Annotated in this window: 19 protein-coding genes and 1 riboswitch; of the genes, 6 read left to right on the top strand and 13 right to left on the bottom strand. The window is 71.5% G+C overall.

Annotated features, from left to right (window positions below):
• The first annotated feature begins 3 nt into the window (after nucleotides 1–3).
• Complete coding sequence (locus ACIA8L_RS01525) at nucleotides 4–2,304, top strand: S8 family serine peptidase (RefSeq protein WP_395899283.1); 2,301 nt, start codon at nucleotides 4–6, stop codon at nucleotides 2,302–2,304.
• A 6-nt stretch (nucleotides 2,305–2,310) separates the two neighbouring features.
• Here ACIA8L_RS01525 and ACIA8L_RS01520 read toward each other — a convergent pair whose 3' ends face one another.
• Nucleotides 2,311–3,384: a dipeptidase gene (locus ACIA8L_RS01520; RefSeq protein ID WP_395899281.1), complete on the bottom strand. Its 1,074-nt coding sequence runs from the start codon at nucleotides 3,382–3,384 to the stop codon at nucleotides 2,311–2,313.
• Between the two features lie 108 nt (nucleotides 3,385–3,492).
• Here ACIA8L_RS01520 and ACIA8L_RS01515 point away from each other — a divergent pair, with 108 nt between their 5' ends.
• Nucleotides 3,493–3,744 (top strand): hypothetical protein, encoded by a 252-nt coding sequence (locus tag ACIA8L_RS01515; RefSeq protein ID WP_395899280.1) that lies wholly within the window; start codon nucleotides 3,493–3,495, stop codon nucleotides 3,742–3,744.
• A 122-nt stretch (nucleotides 3,745–3,866) separates the two neighbouring features.
• On the opposite strand, the gene ACIA8L_RS01510 is transcribed toward ACIA8L_RS01515, so the two are convergent.
• From ACIA8L_RS01510 to thrC, 8 genes are all read right to left on the bottom strand, one after another.
• Nucleotides 3,867–4,733, bottom strand: coding sequence for a GNAT family N-acetyltransferase (locus ACIA8L_RS01510; RefSeq protein ID WP_395899278.1), 867 nt, complete (start codon nucleotides 4,731–4,733; stop codon nucleotides 3,867–3,869).
• 219 nt (nucleotides 4,734–4,952) lie between these two features.
• Nucleotides 4,953–5,684 (bottom strand): phosphotransferase enzyme family protein, encoded by a 732-nt coding sequence (locus ACIA8L_RS01505; RefSeq protein WP_395899276.1) that lies wholly within the window; start codon nucleotides 5,682–5,684, stop codon nucleotides 4,953–4,955.
• Nucleotides 5,685–5,695: 11 nt separating this feature from the next.
• Nucleotides 5,696–6,298: a hypothetical protein gene (locus ACIA8L_RS01500; protein ID WP_395899274.1), complete on the bottom strand. Its 603-nt coding sequence runs from the start codon at nucleotides 6,296–6,298 to the stop codon at nucleotides 5,696–5,698.
• A gap of 276 nt (nucleotides 6,299–6,574) precedes the next feature.
• Complete coding sequence (gene groL / locus ACIA8L_RS01495; protein ID WP_395899272.1) at nucleotides 6,575–8,194, bottom strand: chaperonin GroEL; 1,620 nt, start codon at nucleotides 8,192–8,194, stop codon at nucleotides 6,575–6,577.
• A 486-nt stretch (nucleotides 8,195–8,680) separates the two neighbouring features.
• The gene (locus tag ACIA8L_RS01490; protein WP_223100800.1) at nucleotides 8,681–8,884 is read right to left on the bottom strand and encodes a cold-shock protein; all 204 of its coding nucleotides are present in this window, start codon (nucleotides 8,882–8,884) and stop codon (nucleotides 8,681–8,683) included.
• A 278-nt stretch (nucleotides 8,885–9,162) separates the two neighbouring features.
• On the bottom strand, nucleotides 9,163–10,836 hold the full coding sequence (gene paaN / locus ACIA8L_RS01485; RefSeq protein WP_395899269.1) for a phenylacetic acid degradation protein PaaN: 1,674 nt from the start codon (nucleotides 10,834–10,836) through the stop codon (nucleotides 9,163–9,165).
• Between the two features lie 331 nt (nucleotides 10,837–11,167).
• Complete coding sequence (locus ACIA8L_RS01480) at nucleotides 11,168–12,355, bottom strand: GNAT family N-acetyltransferase (RefSeq protein ID WP_395899266.1); 1,188 nt, start codon at nucleotides 12,353–12,355, stop codon at nucleotides 11,168–11,170.
• A 247-nt stretch (nucleotides 12,356–12,602) separates the two neighbouring features.
• The gene (gene thrC, locus ACIA8L_RS01475; protein WP_395899264.1) at nucleotides 12,603–13,871 is read right to left on the bottom strand and encodes a threonine synthase; all 1,269 of its coding nucleotides are present in this window, start codon (nucleotides 13,869–13,871) and stop codon (nucleotides 12,603–12,605) included.
• Between the two features lie 13 nt (nucleotides 13,872–13,884).
• A riboswitch (SAM riboswitch) is annotated at nucleotides 13,885–14,023 on the bottom strand.
• 106 nt (nucleotides 14,024–14,129) lie between these two features.
• On the opposite strand from thrC, the gene ACIA8L_RS01470 reads away from it, so the two are divergent.
• Nucleotides 14,130–15,047 (top strand): glucosyl-3-phosphoglycerate synthase, encoded by a 918-nt coding sequence (locus tag ACIA8L_RS01470; RefSeq protein ID WP_395899262.1) that lies wholly within the window; start codon nucleotides 14,130–14,132, stop codon nucleotides 15,045–15,047.
• On the opposite strand, the gene ACIA8L_RS01465 is transcribed toward ACIA8L_RS01470, so the two are convergent.
• The 3 genes from ACIA8L_RS01465 to ACIA8L_RS01455 are packed head-to-tail and all read right to left on the bottom strand — an operon-like array spanning nucleotide 15,035 to nucleotide 19,138.
• Nucleotides 15,035–15,508 carry a hypothetical protein gene (locus tag ACIA8L_RS01465; protein ID WP_395899260.1) on the bottom strand — a complete coding sequence of 158 codons (474 nt, stop codon included), beginning with the start codon at nucleotides 15,506–15,508 and terminating at the stop codon, nucleotides 15,035–15,037. The two genes, ACIA8L_RS01470 and ACIA8L_RS01465, sit on opposite strands and share 13 nt — an antisense overlap.
• Nucleotides 15,509–15,551: 43 nt before the next feature.
• Nucleotides 15,552–16,439 (bottom strand): ABC transporter permease, encoded by an 888-nt coding sequence (locus tag ACIA8L_RS01460; RefSeq protein WP_395899257.1) that lies wholly within the window; start codon nucleotides 16,437–16,439, stop codon nucleotides 15,552–15,554.
• Nucleotides 16,436–19,138, bottom strand: a complete 2,703-nt coding sequence (locus ACIA8L_RS01455) for an alpha/beta fold hydrolase (protein ID WP_395899254.1) — start codon at nucleotides 19,136–19,138, stop codon at nucleotides 16,436–16,438. Before ACIA8L_RS01455 ends, ACIA8L_RS01460 begins: the two co-directional genes overlap by 4 nt.
• Before the next feature lie 77 nt (nucleotides 19,139–19,215).
• Between ACIA8L_RS01455 and ACIA8L_RS01450 the strand changes: the two genes are divergently transcribed.
• Nucleotides 19,216–21,462 carry an AAA family ATPase gene (locus ACIA8L_RS01450; RefSeq protein ID WP_395899252.1) on the top strand — a complete coding sequence of 749 codons (2,247 nt, stop codon included), beginning with the start codon at nucleotides 19,216–19,218 and terminating at the stop codon, nucleotides 21,460–21,462.
• Between the two features lie 347 nt (nucleotides 21,463–21,809).
• Nucleotides 21,810–22,430 (top strand): RNA polymerase sigma factor, encoded by a 621-nt coding sequence (locus tag ACIA8L_RS01445; protein ID WP_395899250.1) that lies wholly within the window; start codon nucleotides 21,810–21,812, stop codon nucleotides 22,428–22,430.
• A 165-nt stretch (nucleotides 22,431–22,595) separates the two neighbouring features.
• Here ACIA8L_RS01445 and ACIA8L_RS01440 read toward each other — a convergent pair whose 3' ends face one another.
• The gene (locus tag ACIA8L_RS01440) at nucleotides 22,596–23,663 is read right to left on the bottom strand and encodes a hypothetical protein (protein WP_395899248.1); all 1,068 of its coding nucleotides are present in this window, start codon (nucleotides 23,661–23,663) and stop codon (nucleotides 22,596–22,598) included.
• Between the two features lie 186 nt (nucleotides 23,664–23,849).
• Between ACIA8L_RS01440 and ACIA8L_RS01435 the strand changes: the two genes are divergently transcribed.
• On the top strand, nucleotides 23,850–25,694 hold the full coding sequence (locus ACIA8L_RS01435) for an NAD-binding protein (RefSeq protein ID WP_395899246.1): 1,845 nt from the start codon (nucleotides 23,850–23,852) through the stop codon (nucleotides 25,692–25,694).
• Nucleotides 25,695–25,711 lie beyond the last annotated feature (17 nt).

Raw genomic sequence — 25,711 nt, 5'->3', positions numbered from 1 at the left:
ACCATGAATTCCCCAGCGGTTCCGTCACGCCGGGCGTGGGGCTGGTCCCTCGCCCTGACGATCGTGCTCGGTCTCTGGGTTACCGCTTCGGTGGTACTGGTTGAGGCCGGTCTCTCGCTCGTCGCGGACGCGCTCGGCATCGAGGGCACGTCCGTGCCGCGCTGGGCGTGGGCGGTCGCATCCATCGTGACCCTGCTCCTGGCGGGCGTGCCAGCACTCCTGCTCAGCCTGCTGTCGCCGATCTGGTTCGCGCGGACGGCGGGGCGGCAGTGGCTGATCGCCATCGGCTTCGGTGCCCTCCTGGGCTTCGCGCGGCTCGTCCCGCCGACCTATCACGAGGTCTATCTCGCGGTCCTGGCCGTGCTGGCCGCCGCGGCCGCCCTCGGGCACCGCCTGGTCACCGGGCGGCTGGAGCGGCGCGGCGAGCCCGATCGCTGGCTGCCGTGGCTGTCGCTGGCGGCCGGGCTGCTCCTGCTGCTGCCGTGGCTGTGGGTGGGTGCGCTGGGCGGGGCGACGGAGACGGTCCTGGCCCTGGTCGCCGCGCTCGCCGTGGCCTGGCTCGCGGCCCGGCCGCTGCTCGCGCTGACCGCGCGGATCTCGGCCGGCGGGCACGCGTGGGGCCGCTCGGCGCTCGGGGGCCTGCTGGGCGGGGTGGCCCTGGCGGCGGTCGTGGCGGGGGTGGGCGAGCCGGCGGTACAGGTGCTGGCGCTGCTGTGTGTGCCGCCGGTGGCGTTCGTCCTGGCCGCGCTGCGGCGGCTCGGGACGCCGTCGGTGGTCGCGCTGCTCACCCCGGTGCTGTTCGGGCCCCTGGCGTTGGTCGATCCGGATGAGACGTCGCTCATCCTGGGGCTGCGCGACGGGCTGTTCTGGGGTGGCGTCGGTGCCGCCGCCGGGTGGCTGCTGGCCCTGGTGGCCGCGGTCGTGCTGCTGACCGCGTTCCGGCGGGTGCGGCTGCACGCGTGGCTGGCCGGCGCCCTCGCGATCCTGCTGGCCGCGACCGGGGCCGTGGTCTACGTGGGGCTGGGGCAGCCGGGGCTGGCCGGGGAGCGGCTGTTCGTGGTCATGCGCGAGCAGGCCGACCTGTCGGGGCTCTCAGCGGTGGCCGACCACACGGAGCGGGTGCGGCAGACCTACGAGCGGCTGGTCTCGACCGCCGAGCGCACCCAGGCGCCGCTGCGGGCCGAGCTGCGCTCCAAACACGTCTCGTTCACGCCGTTCTACCTGGTCAACGGCGTCGAGGTGGACGCCGGGCCGGTGGCCCGGCAGTGGCTGGCCGGGCGCTCCGACGTGCTGCACGTCCTGCTCAACCCGCAGCTGCGGCCGCTGCCGGCGGCGGCCGAGCCGATGCACGGCGGGCAGGCCGCGCCGGCGTCGACGCCGTGGAACCTCACCCTCATCGGGGCCGACCGGGTCTGGGCCGACGGCACGACCGGCAAGGGCATCGTGGTCGGCAGCTCCGACTCGGGCGTCGACGGCACGCACCCGGCGCTGCGCGGCAACTTCCGCGGGGGCGACGACTCCTGGCTCGACCCCTACAACGGCACCCGGTCCCCGACCGACCCCAACGGCCACGGCACCCACACGGTGGCCACCGCGGTCGGTGCGGGTGTGGGCGTGGCACCGGGCGCGTCCTGGATCGCCTGCGAAAACCTGCCCCGCAACCTGGGCAGCATGGCCAACTACCTGACCTGCCTGCAGTTCATGCTGGCGCCCTACGCGCCGGGCGCCGACCCCTGGCACGCCGGCCGGCCCGACCGCGCGCCGCAGGTGCTGACCAACTCGTGGGGCTGCCCGTCCCTGGAGGGCTGCGACCTCTACTCGATGCGGCCGGCCATCGACGCGTTCACGGCCGCCGGGATCTTCTTCGTGGCGGCGGCCGGCAACACGGGGCCGGGCTGCTCCTCGATCACCGACCCGCCGGCCAACTACGCGTCGACGCTGACGGTCGGTGCGGTGGACCGCAACGCGCGGGTGGCCGACTTCTCCAGCCGCGGGCCGACCGCGGACGGCCTCACCAAGCCCGACGTGATGGCGCCGGGGGTGGACGTGCTCTCCGCTCTGCCCGGCGGCGGCTACGACGTGCTCAGCGGCACCTCGATGGCCACGCCGCACGTGGCCGGGGTGGTCGCGCTGATGTGGTCGGCCAACCCGGCGCTGGTCGGCGACATCCCGCGCACCCGCGAGATCCTGCGGTCGACGGCCCGGACGGCACGGACGCAGGGCACGTCCTGCGGCTCCGAGTCCAACACCGTCGGCGCCGGCCTGGTCGACGCCTACGCCGCCGTGCGAGCCGCCAAAGGCTAGGGTCTTTCAACCGCAGGTCGCGCGCAGGACCCGCATCGCGTTGTCCCAGGCCAGTTTGCGGAGTTCCCGCTCCGACCAGCCGCGGGTTCCGAGCTCGGCGAAGAGGGCCGGATACGCCGACACGTCCTGGAGGTCGCTCGGGACCAGCTCGGTGCCGTCGAAGTCGCCGCCGAGCGCGACGGCGTCGAGGCCGGCGACGGCGCGGACGTGCTCGACGTGGTCGGCCACATCGCGGGCCGACGTGGGCGGGCAGGGGTTCGCGTCGATCCAGGCCTGGCGCTGCCGCAGGAAGGCCGGGGTGTCCCAGGGTGGCTCGAGCGCGTCCTCGACCCGGGTCAGCTCCTCACCCCACTGGCGGCAGGCGTCGCGCAGGAAGAACGGTACGAACGTCACCATCACCACGCCCTGCGAGTCGCGGACCCGGGTCAGGACGTCGTCGGGGACGTTGCGCGGGTGGTCGCACAGGGCGCGGGCCGACGAGTGCGAGAAGAACGCCGGATGCGTCGTCGTGTCGAGCGCCGCATGCATCGTGGTGGTCGCCACGTGGGACAGGTCGCAGAGCATGCCCAGGCGGTTCAGCTCCCGCACCACCTCGTGGCCGAACGGGGACAGGCCGCCGTGCGCCGGGGTGTCGGTGGCGCTGTCGGCCCAGCCGGTGTTGCGGGAGTGGGTCAGGGTGAGATAGCGGATGCCGAGCCGGTGCAGTGCGCGCAGGACGACCAGCGAGTTGTCGATGCAGTGACCGCCCTCCGCGCCCAGCAGGCACGCGATCCGGCCCTGGGCTCTCGCCCGGTCGACCTCGGCGGCGCTGCGGGCGATCGCGAGGGTGTCCGGGTAGCGCGTGGCCAGGCGCTGCACGAGCTCCACCTGCTCGACGACGTTGATCGCGGCCTGCGGCTCGGGGCGGTCGTTGGGGACGTACACGCTCCAGAACTGCGCCGCCACTCCCCCACGGCGCAGACGGGGGAGGTCGGTGTGCAGGCCGGTACCGGTGAGGTCTTCGCTCAGGTCCAGGCGGCCCTCGGGGTCGCGGACGCGCAGGCGCCAGGGCAGGTCGTTGTGGCCGTCGATCACGTCCATGACCAGACCCTAAAGGCAAGGTGCGGTCCGGCCCCGAAATGCGCGTTTTGCCGGCAACATGCGAACCGTCCTCATATGGTGAAGCTGGGCCGACATGAGGGGGGACCCATGGGCAAGTCAAAGAAGAACGACAACTTCGACAGCCAGGGCATCGAGCGCGGCATGCACCGCAGCGAGGACGACCTCGGATACCTGGACCAGACCGACGACACGATGAGCACGCCGGACTCGATCATGTCGGGCGACATCATGTCGGGCGAGTCCACCACCGCCAACACGGCGACGATGCGGGCCCGCACCAAGACCCAGCAGGACCAGACCGCGATGCAGAAGAAGCGCGGGAACCAGCCGGACATGTGAGGCGCTCTATCCAGACGACGTCGTCGCCCGTGGCATAACGGGGGATCACGGGTGACGGCGGCACGTGTGCGGGGCAGGTCGGTGGCGAACCCACGGCCTGCCCCACATGCGTTTCCCGGCCTCTACAGCGTCTTCGTGTAGATCCAGAATACGCGCTCGACCCGGGCCGCGACCGCCTTCGAGTAGAACGAGATCGGGCCGGCCCAGCCGATCTGCGCGGTGTCGTGCCCGGCCGCGCGCTGGTCGGCGAGGCAGCGGCGCAGCAGCACCCGGCCCACACCGAGCCCCTCCGCCGCCGGCGCGGTGCCCATGGGACCGAACCAGCTCGGACGATTCGCGCCGTACGCCGCGAAGCCCAGGATCTCACCGTCCCGCACGGCCACGTAGCAGCCGGCGTCGGCGCGGCCCAGGCTCTGCTCGACCTCCCACGCCCAGCCGTCACCCCAGATGGCCCGCACCCACTCCGGCGCGTCCGGACCGGCGGGCCCGACCTTCACCCCCATGGCCTCCAGCCGCGACTCGTCCACCGGCCCGTCGAGCTCTGGGCCGCGCAGGTCCGCGGTCATGTTCCAGGCGGTGTCGGTCATCTTGTAGCCCGCGCTACGAGCCAGACAAACCATCGGGGTGTACCGCACATCGATGCCCGGCCACGCATAGCACGGCGGGTTGCCACCGAGCCGGACGCGCGTCGCACCGAGCCCGGCCAGTCGCCGCTCCACATCCCGGAGCAGCGTGGCCCCGACACCGCGGCGGCGGGCTTCGGGCGCGACCGCGAGCAGTTCGACGTGGCCGAGCTGCGGGTCGGTGTCACTGATAGAGGCAAACGCGGCGGCGGTACCGTCCCCCGTCCCCAACCGCACGACTTGCCGCCCCCGGGGCGGTGCCGCCAGCCGAGCCGCCAGCACCGGTGCCTCAGCCGCGTCCTCGGGCAGGTCAAGCCCCCGCGCCAGCAACACCCCGACCGCCCCAGCGTCGAGTTCCACGATCATTTGGTAAACATACCTAACTGTTTCCCACGACGTCCGCCCAGGTCACACGCTTCTCCCAGATCCCCCGCGCTGCAGCGAGCCGCGCCTCCCAGCACGTCCGCTCGGATCACGTGTTTCGGAGCGCCCGCACTTCGGCCGGCCACCGCTCACGCCACCGACGTCCGCGCGGCGATGTCGTACGACTCCGAGCCCTGACACCCGCCCCAGGTCACGCGATGGTCAGACCGCCCGCACTGCAGCGAGCCGCCGCTTCGAGTACTCGTCGTCCCAACAAACCGCCGCCTCCCACGCCGCCGACGCCTGCCCGGCAACGTCATAGGCCTCGTCGTCGAGCCCAGCGGCGTTGTCCGGCAGCGCCAGGTCAAGGTCGGGCACGTCGACATGCGCCTCGTCCCAGTCGATCAGTCCGACGCGATCCGCCGTGATCCGCACGTTGCCGGCGTTCGGGTCGCCGTGCACGACGCAAGCCGCCCGCCCGGCGAGCCGAGCCCAAGCCGCCCGGCAGCGAGCAACCCCTTCCGCAGGCATCGCGTTGAGGTCGACTTTCGTCCCAGAGTCGGCGTGCAGCAGGTCGGTCGACGACCGCCACCCGGGCCGCTGCGGCCACCCCGACGTCACCCGGTGAAGCTCCCGAAGCGCCCCCGCCACCCGCCGCCAGTCGTCCGACGTCTCCGGCGGCCCACCCTCCAGAAAGGTCATCACCACCAGCCCGTCGACGAACAACCGCCCGTCCACGGTCGGAATGGGCACCGGCACCGTCAACCTTTCCCGGTCGAGGTACTGCAGCAGCCCAGTCTCCCAAGCAAGATCAGCATCACTCCGCCGCCCGAGCCGCCCAACCGCCGGCCGCCCATCAACCCGCACCCGCCACACATCATTGGCCACCCCACCGGAGAGCCGCTCAACGCGAGCCGCATCCGCCCCCCACCGCCCAAGCGCCTCCCACCCCATAGGCCCCCACCTTACGGACCTCCCACCTCCCAGAGGCACCCAATATCGCTCCACCGCTGCGCTACGACCACGAAACACCCGCCACCCAAACGACACGACCGCGACAACGAGCCACGACGAGCCACCGCCAACGACGAGCCACTGCCATCGACGACGACGACGACGGCGACGGCGACGGCGACGGCGGCGGCGGCAACGGCGACCACGGCGGCGGCAACGGCAACGACGGCAACGGCAACGGCAACGGCGACGGCAACGGCAACGGCAACGACGACGGCGGCGGCGGCGGCGGCGGCGGCAACGGCAACGGCAACGGCAGCGGCAACGACGACGGCAGCGGCGGCAACGGCAACGGCGAGCCGCTGCCAGCGACGCCCGGCACGGCAGCGCAAGGCAACAACCGACAGCGGTCCGAACCCCACGACACGCTGGCCGCACGATGTGACGCCGGCGGACGGATCGGCGAGCGAGAAGCGAATCGGTGGACGGATCAGCGGACGGCCAGCGGATGGGCAGCGGATCGGCAGCGGATCGGCAGCGTGACGTTCGACGGTCAGTGGGTCGACGACGAAGGCCCAGCCGAAGTGCCCCAAAGCGATGCCGAAAACGCGCAAATTCGACTTATCCGCCGTCGGGGTATAAATCCGAAAAGTCGTGGTGCGAAGCGCCCGACTTTTCGCGGAGCGCCGACTCTTCGTGAACGCTCACAGCAAGCGAGTTGGCGCCCAAGGGTCGGCCCCATGCGGAGCGCCCGACTTTCGCGGGGCGCGCGCAGCGAGTGAGCTGGCGCTGGACGGCGGGCGGGCGGAGTTCCCGGCGGTTCGGGGGTGGCGCACAGCAAAGCGGGCCGACCCCGGAGGGTCGGCCCGCTTCGTGTGGAGCTGGTGGACTCAGAAGTCCATGTCGCCGCCGCCGGGGGCGGCCGGGGCCTTCTCCTTCTCCGGCTTGTCCGCCACCACGGCCTCCGTGGTGAGGAACAGGGCCGCGATGGAGGCGGCGTTCTGCAGCGCCGAGCGCGTCACCTTGGCCGGGTCGATGATGCCCTCGGCCAGGAGGTTGACGTACTCGCCGGTCGCGGCGTTGAGGCCGTGGCCGGGCTCGAGGTTGCGGACGCGCTCGACGACGACGCCGCCCTCGAGGCCCGCGTTCACCGCGATCTGGCGCAGCGGGGCGTCCAGCGCGACCTTGACGATGTTGGCGCCGGTGGCCTCGTCGCCGGTCAGCTCGAGCTTGTCGAACGCGGTCTTGCCGGCCTGCACGAGGGCCACGCCACCGCCGGGGACGATGCCCTCTTCGACGGCCGCCTTCGCGTTGCGCACGGCGTCCTCGATGCGGTGCTTGCGCTCCTTGAGCTCGACCTCGGTGGCCGCGCCGACCTTGATGACCGCAACGCCGCCGGCCAGCTTGGCCAGGCGCTCCTGCAGCTTCTCGCGGTCGTAGTCGGAGTCGCTCTTCTCGATCTCGGCGCGGATCTCGGCGACCCGGCCGTTGATCGCCTCGGCGTCACCGGAGCCGTCGACGATGGTGGTCTCGTCGCGGCTGACGACGACCTTGCGGGCGCGGCCGAGCAGGCCGAGGTCAGCGTTCTCGATCTTCAGACCGAGGGTCTCGCTGATGACCTGGCCGCCGGTCAGGATGCCGATGTCGGCCAGCATGGCCTTGCGGCGGTCGCCGAAGCCGGGGGCCTTGACGGCGACCGACTTGAAGGTGCCGCGGATCTTGTTCACGACGAGGGTCGCCAGGGCCTCGGCCTCGACGTCCTCGGCGATGATCGCGAGCGGCTTGCCCGCCTGCATGACCTTCTCCAGCACCGGGAGCAGGTCCTTCACCGCGGAGATCTTCGACTCGACGATGAGGATGTAGGGGTCGTCGAGGACGGCCTCCATCCGGTCGCTGTCGGTCGCGAAGTACGGGGAGATGTAACCCTTGTCGAAGCGCATGCCCTCGGTGAGCTCGAGCTCGAGACCGAAGGTGTTGCTCTCCTCGACGGTGATGACGCCTTCCTTGCCGACCTTGTCCATCGCCTCGGCGATGATCTCGCCGACCGTGGTGTCACCGGCGGAGATGGAGGCGGTGGAGGCGATCTGCTCCTTGGTCTCCACGTCCTTGGCGAGGTTGGACAGCTCGTCGGCGACGGAGGCGACAGCCGCCTCGATGCCGCGCTTCAGGGCCATCGGGTTCGCGCCGGCGGCCACGTTGCGCAGGCCCTCACGGACCAGCGCCTGGGCCAGCACGGTGGCCGTCGTCGTGCCGTCACCGGCGACGTCGTCGGTCTTCTTCGCGACTTCCTTGACCAGCTCGGCGCCGATCTTCTCGTACGGGTCCTCGAGCTCGATCTCCTTGGCGATGCTCACACCATCGTTGGTGATGGTGGGCGCGCCCCACTTCTTCTCGAGGACGACGTTGCGGCCACGGGGGCCGAGCGTCACCTTGACGGCGTCAGCGAGGGTGTTCATGCCCCGCTCGAGGCCGCGGCGCGCCTCTTCGTCGAACGCGATAATCTTGGCCATTCGGCGTTGTCCTCCTGGACACTCACGATTCGCCTCGACCCCGTGGGGCCGGCGGCGCACCGCCTGCATTTCACACCTTCGAGGACCCAGCGGGACCTCGGCGGTCGGGCCGGATGAGCCCGCGACGACCAGCCTCAGGTGGTTGCCCACCGGAGGACTGCACCGTCCCGACCTTGGCACTCACCGGTTGCGAGTGCCAAGTCCTTGTTTAGCACTCTGGCCGGTCGAGTGCAAGCAAACGGAAGCCCCGCGACAGGTGATCTGGAGGGTGTCCGGCGAGGCCGGGAGGAAGGCGGCGGACCGGGCGATCGGCGCCGGACGTGGGCCGCGCGGCGGCCGGACGAGCCGCAAAGGCGCCGGAAATAACGGCGCGATCCATGAATAGGAATAAAACGGGCATTAAATGGAGCGGGCAACAAATACGCGCAGGGCACCGCTCCTCGTCAATGAGAACGGTGCCCCGGCGGGTTGTTAGAGGAGCTGGGTTCAGGCAAGCAGACGAACCTGCTCGGCCTGCGGACCCTTCTGACCCTGCGCGATCTCGAACTCGACGCGCTGCCCATCCTCCAGCGACTTGTAGCCGTCCATCTCAATCGCGGAGAAGTGGACGAACACGTCCTGCCCCCCGTCGACCGCGATGAAGCCATAGCCCTTCTCGCTGTTGAACCACTTGACGGTGCCCTGTGCCACGGTGCACTTCCTCTACTTCGGTCCTGCGCTACCTCGGCTGGTTGTGGGGACCAGCTCCGGGTCGTCGGCCACAACCGCCGGTTCCGGGGGTGGACTCCGACGCGAGAACGATGACCGAACCGCACGGTACAGGAGTAACCCGACTGCCGACAGGCCCAAATCGGACAGCAAGGTCACGAATCAAACAGCTGTAAAAGGTCGCCGAGCATGCCTTCTCCGCAATTTTCCGTTGCGAAGGCAAGCATCGCCCGGCGACTACGTGTTAGTAACCTTCGCGCCTACACGTGACGGCGTGACTGGACAACGCGGAAACGGCTCGCGACGTACGCACCGTCGGTGAGCGCGGCATTGGCGGCCGGATTGGCGCCGCTGGCGTGGAAGTCGGAAAACGCGGCCGACTGGTTCACGAAGACGCCGCCGGTCAGGTTGACTGACAAATGCACACCAGCAAGCAGAGCGGCCTCTTCCATCGCGTCGAGGACCTCCGGCGAAGTCGAATAGACCGAAGCGGTCAATGCGCCCTTCCGGCCGACGGTGGCCCCGAAGATCCGCAAACTGCCCGCCGTGGAATCGGTGGCGACAACGAAGGAAATGGGCCCGAACCACTCCGTGCCATACGTCTGCTCGTCACCGGCACCGAGTTTCCGGATGAGCGGTGTACGCACAGTCGCGGTCGCATAAGCCGGATGTGAAACGTCTGATGATTCGAGCACCGCGGCGCCGACGGAAGCCGCTTTCTGGAGCCTCTCCAGAACGCCGTCGTTCACGATTGCGCCGGTCAGTTCCACGCCCTTCGCGGGCTCCGCCGTGAGCGCCCGCACGGCACCGGCAATACCGTCGGCAACCTCGTCGATGCTCTTGTGCCCCTCGTTCGTCGCGATGCCGCCGACGGGCACGAGAATGTTCTGCGGAGTGGTACACATCTGGCCGCTATACAACACCAACGAGAACCCGATGTTGCGACACATTCCGGCGAAGTCGTCGGTCGAGTCGACGACGACGGTGTTGACGCCGGCCTTCTCGGTGTAGACGACGGCCTGGCGGGCGTTGGCCTCCAGCCAGTCGCCGAACTCGGTCGAGCCGGTGAAGTCGATGATGCGCACCTCCGGCCGCAGCGCGAGCGTCTTGGCCAGCCCCTCACCGGTCCCCTCGGCGGCCAGCAGCACGAGGTTGGGGTCGAAGCCGGCGTCGGCGAGCACCTCGCGGGCGATCTTCACGGTGATCGCCAGGGGCAGCACGGCCCGCGGGTGCGGCTTGACGATCACCGGGTTGCCGGTGACCAGGGACGCGAAGAAGCCCGGGTACGAGTTCCACGTGGGGAACGTGTTGCAGCCGATGACCAGCGCGGCTCCACGCGGTACCACATGGAAGGTCTTCGACATTTTCAACGTCTGGCCCTTGCCGGCGGGCTTCTCCCAGTCGGCCACGGCCGGCGTGCGGGTCATTTCGCGGTAGGCGTAGGCGATCGCCTCCAGGGCCCGGTCGAACGCGTGCGGCGCGCCGGCCTGGAACGCCATCACAAAGGCCTGGCCGGTCGTCGCGTGCACCGCGTTGGCCAGCTCGAACGCGGCCTTGTGCAGACGCGCGAGAATCTCCAGGCCCACTCCGGCCCGGGTCTGCGGCCCGGCCGCCCGCCACGCCGGCATTCCTTCGGCGAGGGCGGCAAAACCAAGATCAAGATCGATTCGGGGGTACCGCACGTCGAGCGCGATCCCGAACGGCGAACTCTCGGTCGCGACCCAGTCGGTGATCCCGGGCTGGTCCTTGAGCGGAAAATCGGTGCCGAGGTAGGCCCGGAACGCGGCCTCCCCCTCCGCGGCGGCATGCTCGCCGTAGACGCGGGGACTGGGCGACTCGGGATAGTTGGACCAGTACGCACGCTCGGCGATCGCGGTCAGCGCCCGCTCCAGCGTGTCGGCGTGGCTGGTGAACATGGGGTGTGAGTTCTCCATGGCGCCATCCTGCCACCGTGGAGCGGGCCCGCCGACCGTCTGACGACTTCCCGCGAGAGAGCAACCCGCCACGCGACCAGCGCCGCGCCCGACCGGACCGGCGCCGCACCGCCGAGCGCCCGACCCGCAAGGCGCTGACCGCCCGGCTCACACGACACTGACCGCCCGGCCCGCAACACGCAGACCGCCCGGCCGCCCCGACAGCGACACAGCGACACAGCGGCACAGCGGCACAGCGGCACAGCGGCACAGCGGCACAGCGGCACAGCGGCACAGCGGCGGTGAACGGGCGGGGTGGGCGGCGGGTGACGAGCGGATCGGTGTTGGGGTGTCAGGCGGGCATGGGGCCCTGCCAGTTGGCCCAGGTGTCGCGGAAGCGGAAGCCCATGGCCTCGTTGATCGCGATCATGTAGGAGTTGTCGGCCGCGTTGAAGGTGTCGATCACGGTGACGGCGGGCTCGGCCGCGCGTAGCGTGCGCAGGTTGGCCACCTTGGCGACGAGGCCGAGGCGGTGGCCGCGATGGGCCGGGTGGACCAGGGTGATCAGCTGCCAGCAGTGCCAGTCGACCGTCTTCGCGACCCGCAGCGCCGTCCACGCCACGAGCTGGCCGGTGGCCTCGTGCACCAGGCCGCACTCGTAGCGCCGGGCTCCCCAGGCGGCGAACGCGCGGTACAGCTGCCGCAGCCGGGCCGCGTCGACCTGCTCCGGCTCGTAGTCGAGCTCGCCCATGGGTGTCTCGGCGAGGAAGGAGCTGTCGAGCGCGGCGAGGTCCTCGACGTACTCCTCCGGCAGCTCGTTGCTCCACTGCACCAGCCGGTAGCCGGCCGCTTTGACGAGGCCTTCGGCGTACATGTGGTCGAGGGCGGCGTCGTCGATGTCGGCCAGGTCGAGGCGGCGGCGGGCGTCGAGCAGGCCGTTGCGCAGGCCGGCGGCGGCGGCGAATCCGTTGGGGCCGTCACCCTCGGGGCTGAAGCCGAGGACGCTGGTACGACCGTCGGCGCGGGCCGGGACGAGCGCGTGGGTGTAGAGGGCGCGGCCGATCCCTTGCCGCCGCGCGTCGGGGCGCACGTAGAGGTCGACGTGGGCCTTGTCGAGGTTGTCGAGGTGCGGCAGGTCGAGCTGGGCCACACCGACGGGCTCGTCGCCGTGCCGCGCCAGGTAGAACGACCGCTTGGTGGCCGGGGCCGGGACCTCGAACTGCCGCTCGTACTGGTAGCGGCACAGCGGCGGCAGCTCGGGCCGGTCCGCCCGGAGCGCCGCGACGAGCACGTCGTACACCGCGTCGACGGCCGCCGGGTCGTCGGCGCGCACCTCGACGATCTCGAGCGTGGTGGGAGACATGCCGCCAGCGTGGCGCCGCCCCGAAGCGAGAGCAAACCAATTACGCCGGCTGATCAAGCAACGCCGACCGCAACCACGTGTGGCCGGGGGTGCGGGTGGGCGGAGCCCTATGCCGGGGAGGGAGCGAAGCGACCGCGAAACACAGCAGAATTTGGTCGAGAGGACGCTCGCCAGCACCTCCGGTGCTGTGGTCGCGGACCCAGGGGTCTCGCGGCGACACGTCCTCCCGCACCGAGCATCCTGAACCTAGGGCAACAGGTCGTCAAGTCCTCGATCCGACGATCCGCGCACCATCGATCACGCTGCGTGTCGATCACCGCCCCGGCCGGGACTCGGCGTTCCTAGTCCCGGCCTGGAAGCGCTCTCCGCAGATGAACGCTCGGTGATCGTGCCAGACCAAAAAATCATCCGGCCGTGGTCGGGCTCAGCCGAGCAGGCCGGCCTCGCGGGCGGACTTCAGGGACGGCTTCACGCGGTGCGTCGGCCCCACCCGGTCGGCCACCGCATCCAGGGTCTTCAGCCCGTCGCCGGTGTTGAAGACGACCGTCTCGGCGTTCGGGTCCAAACGACCCGACTCGACGAGCTTCTTGAGCACCGCCGTGGTCACCCCGCCGGCCGTCTCGGCGTAGACGCCGGTGGTCCGGGCGAGCAGCTGGATGCCGGCGCGGATCTCGTCGTCGTCGACGTACTCCATCCAGCCCCCGCTGCGCCGCACCGATTCGAGGGCGTAGACGCCGGCCGCCGGGTCGCCGATGTTCAGCGACTTCGCGATGCCGGTGGGCTTGACCGGGATGATGTCCTCGCGGCCCTCGTGCAGGGCGGTGGCGATCGGGTTGCAGCCGGCCGACTGGGCCCCGAAGACCTTCCACTCCGACGGCGGCACCAGGCCGATCTCGACCAGCTCGGCGAACGCCTTGTCAATCTTGGTCAGCAGTTCGCCGCTGGCCATCGGGATGACGACCTGGGCCGGGATGCGCCAGCCGAGCTGCTCGGCGACCTCGTAGCCGAGCGTCTTGGAGCCCTCGGCGTAGAACGGCCGCACGTTGACGTTGACGAACGCCGTGTCCTCGAACTCGTCGGTCTCGGTGAGCTCCGAGCACAGCCGGTTGACCTCGTCGTAGGAGCCTTCGATGGCGACGACCTCGCCGCCGTAGACGGCCGTCATGACGATCTTGCCGGGCTCGAGGTCGGCCGGGATGAACACGGTCGACGGCACGCCGGCCCGGGCGGCATGCGCGGCCACGGAGTTGGCCAGGTTGCCGGTGGAGGCGCAGGAGTACCGCGTGAAGCCGAGCGCCTTCGCGGCGGTCAGCGCGACCGAGACCACCCGGTCCTTGAACGAGTGCGTCGGGTTGGCCGAGTCGTCCTTGACGTACAGCGGGGCGGTGAACCCGAGCTCCTTACCCAGGCCGTCGGCCCGCACCAGCGGGGTGAGGCCGGGGTCGAGGGTGACGCGGGTGGCCGGGTCGACGCCGACCGGCAGCAGCGGCGCATACCGCCAGATGTTCTTGGGTCCCGCCTCGATCTGCTCCCGGGTCACCTTGGCCAGCGCCTCGGCGTCGTAGCCGACCTCGAGCGGGCCGAAACACTCGTAACAGGCGTGCTGCGCGGCCAGCGGGAACGTCGCGCCACAGCCGCGGCAGACCAGGTTGCGGGCGGGTGAGTCGGTGAAGACGCCGAGCGTCGAGGTCATGGCGGAGGCCTTCCTCTCATCTTTCCCGCGCGCACGGGCGTGTGCGCGAGACGGATTTGGCACCTACCGCGGCTGACCTCGTCATCGAGCCATTGCCGCAGGGGTTGCCGGGGCTTCATCGGGCCGTATCCCTCTGCCCCTCTGGATGAGGTATTGAGTTGTAAGACGCGCCAAGACGCGTGACGCCCAGTGTAAGGGGCACCACCGCCGGCCGGGTATGAGTCATCTCACGAGGTGGGCAGCGCTAGGTTTTCATTCATGCACCACGCGGCAGCGGACTGGTTCACCCGGCGCACCTCTCGTTGGACCGACTGGCCGGTCGAGGAGGTGCTCGAAGCAAAGGGCGACACCCGGGTCAGCGTGGTACTGCCCGCCCTCGACGAGGAGCCGACAGTAGGAGAGATCGTTTCGGGGGTACGGTCGCTGGGCCCCCTCGTCGACGAGCTGATCGTCGTCGACTCCGGCTCCGTCGACCGCACCGCCGAGGTGGCCGCGGCCGCCGGCGCGACCGTGCACCACCGCGACGACATCCTCCCGGCCACCGGCTCGCGGCCGGGCAAGGGCGAGGTGCTGTGGAAGGCCCTCGCGGTCACCAAGGGCGACATCCTGGTGTACGTCGATGCCGACCTGACCGACTTCCGCCCCCACTTCGTCACGGGCCTGCTGGGGCCGCTGCTGGCCGATCCGGCGACGCTGATGGTCAAGGCGTTCTACGACCGGCCCCTGCTCGACGTCTCCGCGGCCGGTGGCGGGCGGGTCACCGAGCTGGCCGCCCGGCCGCTGCTCAACGCCTACTTCCCGGAGCTGTCCGGGGTCGTGCAGCCCCTGGCCGGCGAGTACGCGGCGCGCCGGACCCTGCTGGAGGCGCTGCCGTTCGCGGCCGGCTACGGCGTGGAGACGGGCCTGCTCATCGATGCCTGGCGGGCCTACGGCTTGGACGCGATCGCCCAGGTCGACCTCGGCCAGCGGACCCACGGCCACCAGGACACGGCGGCGCTGGGCCGGATGGCGGCCACGATCCTGCAGACCATCAACGCCCGGGTCGAGCCGGGCCACTCCCTCTGGCCGACGCTGACGCAGTTCGAACGTCAAAATTCGGCGGTGGTACCGCATGAGACGCCGGTCGCCCACCCGGACCGCCCGGCGATGCGGACCGTCCCCGGCTACTCCTCCTGAGCCGGCACGAAGCGCCACAGATCGGCCACCGATATCCCGGCCCCCACCACGGCCAGCAGCAGCGCGCCCCACTCGGCGGTGAGCAGCCACCCGGGCGTCTCGATGATGGCCACCGGGTCCTCGCCGGTGAGCGAGCCGACCACGAGCACGACGGCGACCAGCAGCATCAGCACCAGCAGCAGGACCGACGTGAGCCGGAGCACCCACACGCCGGTGCGGCCGCCGAGCCGGGCCAGCAGCGCACCGCCGGCGGCCACCGAGGCGCCGAATGCGCTGGCGATCGCGCCGACGAGGGTGAAGATCTTGGCCGTCTGCGCCTCGACCGGACCCTTCGTCAGGTTCGAGCTCGCCGCGAAGCGGGTCCACTCGTAGACGTGCGCTTGGTCGTAGTACAGCCCGGCCGCGAGCACGGCCAGACTGATGGCTAAGACACAGGCGCCGGTTAAGGCGGAGATCCGCATGAGCGGGCACCCTACCGGTCGGTAGGGCACCGCCCCAAGAAGATCAGCTGACGACGTCCTTGCGCAGGAACCGCCACCAGCCGAGGGCGAAGAACACGGTGGCGTAGGCCAGCGAGGCGATCGCGCCCTTGACCAGGTCGTCGGTCTGCATCGGGCTGGACAGCAGGCCCAGCCAGGCGTCGGCGTAGTGCGTCGGCAGGACCGTGCGCAAGTTTCCGAGCGCGGTGATCTGGTCGAGGATGTTGGACAGGATCTGCAGGAGCACCGCCCCGCCGACCGCGCCGAGCGGGGCATCCGTCGACACCGACAGCAGGAACGCCAGGGACGCGACGACGAGCAGGGTGACGCAGAGGTAGCCGACGATCTCGGCCAGCCGCACCAGGCTCGTCCCGGCCGCGATCTCGCCGCCGATCGGGGCGCTCAGCGGCGACCAGCCGTAGCGCAGCGTCCCCGCGATGAGCGCCGTGAGCACCAGGGTGAGGATCGCGGCCAGGCTGTAGAGCAGCGACACGGCCAGCTTGACGGCGAGCAGGCGGGAGCGCGGCACCGGCATCGCCAGCAGGTAGCGCAGGCTTCCCCAGCTCGCCTCGGACGCCACGGTGTCGCCGTGGAAGAGCGCGACCACCACGACGAGCAGGAAGCCCGCCGAGACCAGCAGGGTGAACAGGGTGAAGTTGGGCCCGCCGCTGGTGGCCAGGTCGGAGAGGCGGGAGAACTCGCCACCCCCACCGCCGCCGTCCCCGTTGTCGCCGTTGGTGTCGAGCTGGAACGCGATCAGGATGATGATCGGCAGCAGCACCATGAACGCCAGCGCCATCTGCGTGCGCCGCCGGGACCCCTGCCGCAGGATCTCGGTCCACAGCGAGAGGGTCGCCCCGGGCCGGTAACCCGCGGCGCCGCCGACGATTTCGGGCTTCGTGTCCGTGCTCATTCCCGCTCCCCGCTCGCCTTGGTGTCCCCGCCGACCAGGGACAGGAACGCGTCCTCCAGCCGCCGCCGGGGCGTGACCCGGTCGATGCCGACCCCGGCCCGCACCAGCGCCGCCACGATCTCGGCCCGCGGTGTGCCGTCGATGTCGACGACCAGGCCCTTGCCGCCGGACCAGTTGACCGAGCGCACGCCGTCGAGCTCCTCGAGGACCTTCTCGGCGGCGTCCACATCGGACACGTCGAGCTGCACCGACGGGGAGTCGCCGACGATGTCGTCGACCGGGCCGGCCGCGACGACCTCGCCTTTGTGCATGACGACGACGTCGGTGCAGGTCTGCTCGACCTCGGCCAGGAGGTGGCTGGAGACCAGGACGGCCCGCCCGCCGGTGGCGTATCGGCGCAGCACCTTGCGCATCTCCGCGATCTGCGGCGGGTCGAGCCCGTCGGTCGGCTCGTCGAGCACCAGCAGCTCCGGCAGGCCGAGCATGGCCTGGGCGATGGCCAGCCGCTGGCGCATGCCGTGGCTGTAGGTCTTCACCCGCCGGTTGACCGCGGTGCCGAGGCCGGCGATGTCGTAGGCCTCCTCGAAGTGCGCGTCCGCCGCCGGCCGGCCGGTCGCCCGCCAGTAGAGCTCCAGGTTTTGCGCGCCGGTGAGGTGGGGCAGGAAGCCGGGCCCCTCGACCAGCGCGCCGACCCGGGACAGTACCGGCGCGCCGGGCAGCAGCCGGTGGCCGAAGACCAGGATCTCGCCGGACGTCGGCCGGGTCAGGCCCATGAGCACGCGCAGCGACGTGGTCTTCCCGGCCCCGTTCGGCCCGAGCAGGCCGACGACCTGCCCGCGGTTCACGGTGAAGTCCACTTTGGACACCGCCACGAAGTTCTTGTACTCCTTGCGCAGACCCCGCACCACGAGTGGCGTGTCGACGAGGTCGGTGGCCACGCTGCGGTCGATGCGCCGGGCGCGGGCGCGGGCCACGAGCAGCGCGACGCCGAGCGCAATGACGATCAGGGCGACCAGGCCGGCCAGGACGTATCGCCAGATGACATCCGGGTTGGCGATCGGCGTGCCGGCGACGGCGGGCAGGGTGATCGCCCCGTCGACGGCGACCGTGTAGACGGCCGGCTCGGCCGGCGACCAGTAGCCGGTGTCGGACGTCGCGATGGTGACGCGGACCGCGCTGCCGGCCTCGAACCGGTGCACGACGGCGGGCAGGATGACGGTCATCGGTACCGCATCGGCAATGTCCTTCGGCAGGCCCGTCAGCCGGATCGGCGCGATCAGCCCGTCCGGGATCGTCGGTGCCCCGCCGGCCGGCACGTCGTAGAGCTTCACGAACAGCGTCGCCTCGCCCGTCGGCGACGCCACGCGGATCCGCACCCGCGGGCTGCCGGTCACGTCGAGCGACGAGTCCAGCGGTTCGGAGACGAAGTCGGCGTGCTGGCCCGGGATCTCCTGGGACAGGCCGCCGGCCAGGCCGCTGGAGCCGAGCAGGCCCGACAGGCCGGCGGCCAGCGGCAGGGACGAGATGGCGGCCGGGTTGCCGTCCGGCGGGTTGGCGATCGGCTGGGCCGGCCCGCGCAGGTCGACGGTGGGGCCGGCGGTGTTGAGGCCCGGGTAGGTGTCCACCTTGGAGGCGGCGGTGACCAGGCCGCGGCCCTGGGCGTTGAGGCCGGAGACGCGGGAGTAGGTGAAGCTGTCCGCGGGGGCGTCACCGTTGCCCTTCACGTAGTGGTCGAGCCACTGGCCGGTCAGCAGCCGCAGCCGGTCGACCTCGGACTGCGGGCCGGTGCCGCCGTCGTGGCCGCCGGTGAACCAGGCGACCCGGACCGGGGTGCCGGCGGCCGCGATGCCGCGGGCGTTGGCGTCGCCCTCGCTCAGCGGGAACAGGGTGTCGACCTGGCCCTGGATCAGCAGCGTGGGTGACTTGATCCGGTCCAGCACGGCCGACGGCGACGACTTGCGCAGCAGGGCCTCGGCCCCCGGGGTCGCCTTGCCGGTCGTGGCGATGTCGAGGTAGGCCTGGCAGAGGTCGGCGGCGAAGCGGCCGCACTGCGGGTTCTTCTCGTTCTCCGTGGCCCCGAAGAACTGCCCGGCCCACTGCTTCTTGAACACCCCGCCCGGCAGGAACACGTTGACCAGGTCGTTCCAGGTGATCATCGGCACGATCGCGTCGACCCGGGTGTCCTGGGCGGCCAGCAGCAGCGCGAGCGCCCCGCCGTAGGAGCCGCCGACCGCCGCCACCTTGGGGTCACTGCCGTTCTTGGCGATGTCGGGGCGCGCGGCGAGCCAGTCGATGAGCCGCTGGGCGTCCTTCACCTCCCAGTCCGGGCTGTCCAGGTGGATCTCGCCGGTGGACTTGCCGAAGCCCTGCGCGGTCCAGGCCAGCACCGCGTAGCCCTGGTCGGCGTAGAGCCGGGCGTCGCTGTCGACGCTGCGCTTCGTGCCGCCGAAGCCGTGGGCCAGCAGGATCGCCGGGACCGGCGCCGTGGCACCGGCCGACTTGGGCAGGTAGAGCGTCGTGTCGAGGGTGACCTCGTCCGAGTCGGTGGGCCCGGTCGTGACCGTCAGCATCTGCTCGGTGGTGCGATAGCTCTTCGGCGTCGGGGCCGCGGCCCACCCGATGAGCCCCGCGACCAGCACGAACCCGACAGCGCCGGCGATGATCTGGCGCCGGCTGAGGCCGGGCAGGCGAATCCGCATTGACCAAACGTACGCACCCGATGTTGCGAGTCAGGTAAAGACTCAGGCCCTTCACAGCAACAGATACGCTCGGACACGTGTCGGCGACCTTGACGCTCACTGCCAGCCTCCGCCCGGCCGCGCTCGACGCCCGCCGGGGGGTCGTGCGCCTGCACCGGGAGGTGCTGACCGCGCTCGGGCTGAGCCCGGGCGACCCGGTCACCATCACCGGGCGGCGGACGTCGGCCGGGATCGCCGCCGTGGCCGAGGCCGGGGCCAGCCGCGCCCTGCTCTACGCCGACGACCTGCTGCTGGGCAACCTCGGCCTGCGCGACGGGGGCCAGGTCACGGTGGCCGCCGCACCGCTGCGCGCGGCCGGGACGGTCACCCTGGCCGGGCCGGCCGAGATCATGGCCGTCGTGTCGCCGGAGATGCTGCGGCTGGCGCTGCTCGGCAAGGTCGTCACGGTCGGCGACAACGTGTCACTGCTGCCTCAGGATGTGTCCCTCGGCACGTTGTCCGTTTCGGCACCGGCTGTACACATGGTGGATCGGGGTTTGGTCGAAGCCGCGCGCCGAAGCCTCTCCAACACCGTCGGCTTCGCGTTCACCAGCGCGCTGCTCACCGTCGTCGCGGCCGAGCCCGATGCGGGCGCCCTGGTGACGATGGACACCGCCGTCGGCTGGCAGCACGGCCAGGCCACCCACGCCCCGGGCGGCGTCATGGCCACGGCCACCTCGGCCCCCGCCCCCACACCGACCGTCACCGTGACGCCGGCGGTCACGCTGGAGGACCTCCCCGGCCTGCGCAGCCAGGCCGAGCAGCTGATCGAGCTGCTCGACCTCGGCTTCCACCACGGCGAGGTGCTGGCCAAGCTCGGCACCACCGTGTCCCTGGGCATGCTGATCACCGGGCCGGCCGGCTCCGGCAAGTCGGCCCTCGTGCACGCGGTCGCGGGCGAGGTCGAGGCCCAGGTCGTGGCCCTGTGGGCACCCGAGATCGCCGCGCTGGCCAACAACGACGCCGCCGCGCGGCTGCGCAAGGCGGCCGACGAGATGCGCGCGCCCGGCCCGGCCATCCTGCTGATCTCCGACGTCGACGCGCTCGCGCCGCGCGACCAGCCCGGCCCTCTCTCGACCGTCTTCCGGCAGCTCCTGGGGGAATTGATCCGGGAGGGCGAGGCGGTCGTGTGCACCACCAGCCGCCCCGAGTCCGTCGACCCGGCCCTGCACTCCCCCGACCTGCTCGCCCACGAGATCGCGCTGCCCCTGCCCGACGCCGCCCTGCGCCGCGAGCAGCTCACCGTCCTCACCCGCGGCATGCCGCTGGCCGAGGACGTCAAGCTCGACGACGTCGCCGCCCGCACGCCCGGCTTCGTCGCCGCCGACCTCGCCGCATTGGCCCGGGAGGCGGGGGTACGGGCCGCGCTGCGCCATCGCCGCGAAGCCGAAACACCCCAGGTCGTGATGGCCGACTTCGACGCCGCCCTGGAAGTGGTCCGGCCGACCTCCATGGCCGAGAGCTCCCTCGAGCTGGCCAAGGTCACCCTCGACGACGTCGGCGACATGGTCGAGGTGAAGCAGACGCTGACCGAGTCGGTGCTGTGGCCGCTGTCCTACCCCGACGCGTTCTCCCGCCTCGGCGTCGACCCGCCCCGCGGCGTGCTGCTCTACGGCCCGCCCGGCTGCGGCAAGACCTACCTGGTGAAGGCCATCGCCGGCACCGGCAAGGCCAACGTGCTGTCGGTGAAGGGCGCGGAGCTGCTCTCCAAGTGGGTCGGCGAGTCCGAGCGGGCCGTCCGCGAGCTGTTCCGCCGGGCCCGCGAGGCCGCGCCGACCCTGGTCTTCCTGGACGAGGTCGACGCCCTGGCCCCGACCCGCGGCCAGGCCACCGACGGCGGCACCACCGACCGGGTGGTGGCCGCTCTGCTCACCGAGCTCGACGGCGTGGAGTCCCTGCGCAACGTCGTCGTCATCGGCGCCACCAACCGCCCCGACCTGGTCGACCCGGCCCTGCTCCGCCCGGGCCGCCTGGAGCGGCTGGTCTTCGTACCCCCGCCGGACGCCGACGCCCGCGCCGAGATCCTGCGGGCCGCGGCCAAGTCGGTCCCGCTCGCCCCCGACGTCGACCTGGCCGCGCTGGCCGGGACCCTGGACCGGTTCTCGGCCGCGGACTGCGCGGCCCTGATCCGGGAGTCGGCCCTCGCGGCGATGCGGGAGTCGCTCGACGCCACCGAGGTGACCGCGACCCACGTCGAGCTGGCCCGCGAGCGCGTCCGCCCGTCGCTGGACCCGACCCAGGTGGAGTGGCTGGCCAACTACGCCGAGCAGCAGAAGGCTCGCTGACTGCACGCGTCAGCACCGTTCCCACACGACCAGGTGCGTGACGACAAAGCGGGACCACCGTGTAGCGCCGCTCATCGCACTGACCAACATCGCCCTGATCGGCGTGCCCTCGGCGTATGCCTCCACCAGGTCCACGCTGATCACGATCGTCGCGGCCGCGACCGCTGCCGCACTCGTGCTGGCGTTCGCCCTCCGACGACCCGGTCGGCAGAAAACCGACGCCAGGGACTGCACGATTCGGCGCTGCACGCACACTAAGGAATCGAGGGGGCGGTAACGATGCCAGTCGGGAGCACCGGGATGCACAAGCATCGATTCGTGGTTGTTGACCCCCTTAGGAGCAGCGCATGCCAGAGCAGTCCACGCATTCGAGCGCGAAGTTCACCGACTTCGCCGACTTCTACCGTGCCACATACTCGAAGCTGATCGCGTTCCTGCTCCGCAACGGCACAGACCGGTCCGAGGCCGAGGATTTCGCCCAGGAAGCGATGATCAGCCTCTTCAAGGCATGGGGAACCGCGGCCGATCCGACCGCGTACGCGTACAAGGCCGCGATCCGGACCCTGATCGCCCGCCGGACGCGCGGGCTCCAGGAGCGGGACCTGGCGATCAGGCTCGCGCGGCTCGACGGACGAGACACGGGCGCGACACCCTCGGACGCCGACGAGGTCCGGCGAGCGCTGCGGGCCCTGAAGCCCGAACAGCGAATCGTCATGGCGTTGACGGTCGACGGGTTCAAGCCGGCCGAAATCGCCGCGCTGACCGGCAAGAGCGCGGCAACCGTCCGATCGAACCTCAGACTGGCCCGCGAGAACCTGATCAAGAAGCTGTACCCGCATCGAGAGGCTCGGGAAGGAGGAGCGACATGGATAGCAGCCGGTACGATTGGCTTGACGAACGACTCGAGTCGGAGCGAAAGGCGACGCTCGACGTCCTCGGCGCCGACGTCGACGTCGAGGGGCGGCTGAACGACCTGTACCGCCAGGTCGGGATCGACCTCGCCCCTGCCGCACGATCGTCCGCGAACGTATCCGCGCGCTCGGAAGGATGACCGGGCCGGGCCGGGGACGGGCGAGGCCGGTCCCGCACCAGGGGACCGGCCTCGCTCGAAGGTGCTGTGCCTGACGGCTGGATCAGCCGGCGATGCCGCTGAAGAACGGGAGCACGCCCTGGGCCAGGCCGCCGACGACCGGCAGGCCGGTGACCACGGGGAGGGCCTCGGTCTGGGAGTGGCGAGGGGCGTAGGCGGCCGACTCCGCGTGGCGCGGGGCGTAGGCGGCCGACTCGGTGACCAGGGGCAGGTTGCTCGCCGCCTGCGGGAGGGCGCCCGTGGTCGGGACCAGGCGGTTCGCGACCGCGGTGGTGCTCACGCCCGGGGTCGGGCCGACGCCGCCGATGACCGGGACGCCCCGCACCGAGTCGTTCTTCAGGACGTCGCTGCCGCCGAGCGGGAGGGCGTTGCCGACGATCGGCAGGCCGCCCGCCTCGGTGGCCGCGCGGCCGCCGCCGGGGAGGCCGCCGCCGACCGGGAGGCCGACGTTGTCGACCGGGTTCAGGTTGCCGCGGACCGGCAGGCCGCCGCCGTTGAGCAGCGGCAGACCGCCGACGACCGGCAGGCCACCGACCATCGGGAGGGCCTCGGTCTGGGCGTGGCCCTTCTTGGCCTTGCGCGGGGACGGCTTCGGCTGCTGCACCGACGGGAACGCGCTGGAGGTGTCCGCGATGGACGCGCCCTGCAGCGTGTCGGTGCCCGGCAGGCCCGCGCCCGGGAGGCCGAGCTGGGACAAATCGGTCAGGCCGCCGACGAGCGGGAGCGTGGACAGCGAGTCCTCGGTGTTGGCCAGGGACGGGGCCTGACCGGCGGCCGGGAGGGCGCTGGCGGCGACCGCGTCGGTCGGCAGGGCCGGGAGGTTCGGCAGGCGGCTCGACGTCGTCTGCGGCAGGCCCAGGCTGTTGGTCGGCACCAGGCTCGACACCGGCAGGCCCGGCAGCATGTTCGGGACGGCCTGACCGGCCCGCGCGGTGCGCTGACCCGCGGCCTCGGTCACCGACTCGGTGCTGGTGTCGATCCGGTCGGTGTACGCCTGCATCTGCAGCGCCTGGTTGTTCGGGCCACCGACGGGCGAGAACAGGTCGTCCAGCGCGCCCGGCGCCAGCGCGGTGTCATCGGCGTGCGCGGCGCCGGCACCGAGCAGCAGCATGCCGCCCGCGATACCGACGGTCCCAACCGTCCGGCGAAGCCACGTGTTCAAGGACGCAGACCCTGTCTCTGGCTTGGTGCCGCTAGACCCCATGTCTCGAATACCCATCTGGTCGACAATGCGATTCGCCGGGACCAACGAGGTCGCCGGTCTTCGGAAACTGGTGATCTTCGTTAGGATCGGCCGGTGGCGTCCGAGTCGTGGCTGATGCGGCGGCTGCGGGGGAACCTTCCACGCGTTCAGGCGATCACCCGTCCGTGGTCCATCGAGCCGGTCGTCGAGGGTGAGCGGCACGTCGTGCACGCCCCGGTCAAGCGGGTCGTGGTGTGCGGGGACGATCCGCTGGCACATCGGCTGATCTCCGAGCTGATCGTGCAGTACGGCGTGCACGTCACCGCGATCCTGCCCAGCCGCCAGCGCCGCCACGGGCCCGACATCGTCAAGCTGCTGGACGGGCACGGCGGCCGGATCATCGAGGCCGACCGGCCCGACACCGAGGCGTTCGAGCGGGCCGGGCTGGCCTCGGCCGACGCCCTGGCCCTGGTCAAGCAGGACGACATCGGCAACCTCGACGCGGCGCTGCAGGCACAGGAGGTCAACCCGGGCGTCCGGCTGGTGATCCGGATGTTCAACCTGCGGCTCGGGCACAGCGTGCGGCGCAACTTCGCCGACGTCCGGGTGCTCTCCGACGCGCAGATGGCGGCGCCCGCGTTCGTCTCCGAGGCCCTCGGCGAGGTCGCGCCGGTGCACGTGCGGGTCGCCCAGCGCACCCTGTTCGTCGCCCGCCGCAGCGAGGTCCGCGCCGAGGACGTGGTCTGCGGCCTGGCCCGCACGACCGGTGACGACGACGCCGAGTCGCCGGAGCTGCTGCCCGCCGAGCACGCGGATCTGGTGCTGGCGGTGGCCAGCGGCGAGCGCGCGGCCACGGTCGTCTCGCGCGACGAGCGGGCCGAGCGGCCGACCGCGCCGCGGGAGAGCCGGCTGCGCCGCTGGTGGCGCCGCCAGCTGCACAGTCCGCTGCACACGCTGCGCGGCCTGGTCGGCCGCAAGCTCTGGCTCACGGCGCTGGTGCTGCTGGCGATGCTCGCGGCCGGCACTGCGGTCATCGCCCATTACAAGCACATCAGCTGGTGGAACGCCGCCTACGTCACACTGCTCGCCGAGCTCACCGGAGCCAGCCCGGACCTCGAGTCGCACTGGCCGGAGAAGCTGGTCACCACCCTGCTCGGCCTGGTCAACGTCGCGCTGATCCCGGTGATCACGGCCGCGGTGGTCGAGGCGGTGGTCAACGCCCGGCTGGCCCTGGCGCTGGGCCGGCTGCGCGAGCCGGTCTCCAACCACGTGGTCGTGGTCGGGCTCGGCAACGTCGGCACCCGCGTCATGCACGCGTTCGTGGACCTCGGCGTGCCGGTCGTGGTGATCGACCGCAACGAGAACGCCCGGGGTGCCCAGGCCGCGCGCACCCGCGGGGTGCCGTTCATCGTCGGCGACGCCAGCAACGTCGAGACGCTGCGGGCCGCCTCCGTCGACACCTGCCGGGCGCTGGTCGTGGTCTCCACCGACGACCAGGCCAACCTCGAGGCCGCCCTGGAGAGCCGCGCCCTCAACCCCGAGCTGCGGGTCGTCCTGCGCCTGTTCGACGGCCGCTTCGCCGACCGGGTGCAGCGGGCGTTCGGCATCACCGCCTCGCGGAGCGTGTCGTTTCTCGCCGCCCCGGCCTTCGCCGCCGCGCTGCTGGAGCGCGAGGTCATCGGCACCATCCCGGTCGGCCGCCGGGTCCTGCTGCTGGCCGAGGTGCCGGTCTGCGGCGGCTCCGAGCTGGACGGCCGCCCGGTCGCCGCGGCACAGGACGTGGGCGAGGTCCGGGTGCTCGCGGTCGCCACCGACGGGGAGCGCCAGACGGTGTGGGCGCCGCCGGAGTCGTATGTGCTGCGGGCCGACGACCTGCTCACCGTGGTGACGACCCGGGTCGGCCTGGGCGGCCTGCTGGCCCGGACCGGCGGCACGACCGACGGGCGCCCGACCCTGTAGCGACCCGGGCAAAAAGC

The sequence above is a fragment of the Dactylosporangium sp. NPDC051541 genome (genome assembly GCF_044454505.1).
Lineage (GTDB): Bacteria > Actinomycetota > Actinomycetes > Mycobacteriales > Micromonosporaceae > Dactylosporangium.
The sequence above is the reverse complement of the archived record's forward strand: the minus strand, read 5'-3'. Positions and strand labels throughout refer to the sequence as shown.

Coding starts and splice junctions, on each gene's coding strand:
- ACIA8L_RS01525 (WP_395899283.1), top strand. CDS start 4: ATGAATTCCCCAGCGGTTCCGTCACGCCGGGCGTGGGGCTGGTCCCTC.
- ACIA8L_RS01520 (WP_395899281.1), bottom strand. CDS start 3,384: ATGGACGTGATCGACGGCCACAACGACCTGCCCTGGCGCCTGCGCGTC.
- ACIA8L_RS01515 (WP_395899280.1), top strand. CDS start 3,493: ATGGGCAAGTCAAAGAAGAACGACAACTTCGACAGCCAGGGCATCGAG.
- ACIA8L_RS01510 (WP_395899278.1), bottom strand. CDS start 4,733: ATGATCGTGGAACTCGACGCTGGGGCGGTCGGGGTGTTGCTGGCGCGG.
- ACIA8L_RS01505 (WP_395899276.1), bottom strand. CDS start 5,684: ATGGGGTGGGAGGCGCTTGGGCGGTGGGGGGCGGATGCGGCTCGCGTT.
- groL (WP_395899272.1), bottom strand. CDS start 8,194: ATGGCCAAGATTATCGCGTTCGACGAAGAGGCGCGCCGCGGCCTCGAG.
- paaN (WP_395899269.1), bottom strand. CDS start 10,836: ATGGAGAACTCACACCCCATGTTCACCAGCCACGCCGACACGCTGGAG.
- thrC (WP_395899264.1), bottom strand. CDS start 13,871: ATGACCTCGACGCTCGGCGTCTTCACCGACTCACCCGCCCGCAACCTG.
- ACIA8L_RS01470 (WP_395899262.1), top strand. CDS start 14,130: ATGCACCACGCGGCAGCGGACTGGTTCACCCGGCGCACCTCTCGTTGG.
- ACIA8L_RS01465 (WP_395899260.1), bottom strand. CDS start 15,508: ATGCGGATCTCCGCCTTAACCGGCGCCTGTGTCTTAGCCATCAGTCTG.
- ACIA8L_RS01460 (WP_395899257.1), bottom strand. CDS start 16,439: ATGAGCACGGACACGAAGCCCGAAATCGTCGGCGGCGCCGCGGGTTAC.
- ACIA8L_RS01455 (WP_395899254.1), bottom strand. CDS start 19,138: ATGCGGATTCGCCTGCCCGGCCTCAGCCGGCGCCAGATCATCGCCGGC.
- ACIA8L_RS01445 (WP_395899250.1), top strand. CDS start 21,810: ATGCCAGAGCAGTCCACGCATTCGAGCGCGAAGTTCACCGACTTCGCC.
- ACIA8L_RS01440 (WP_395899248.1), bottom strand. CDS start 23,663: ATGCTGCTGCTCGGTGCCGGCGCCGCGCACGCCGATGACACCGCGCTG.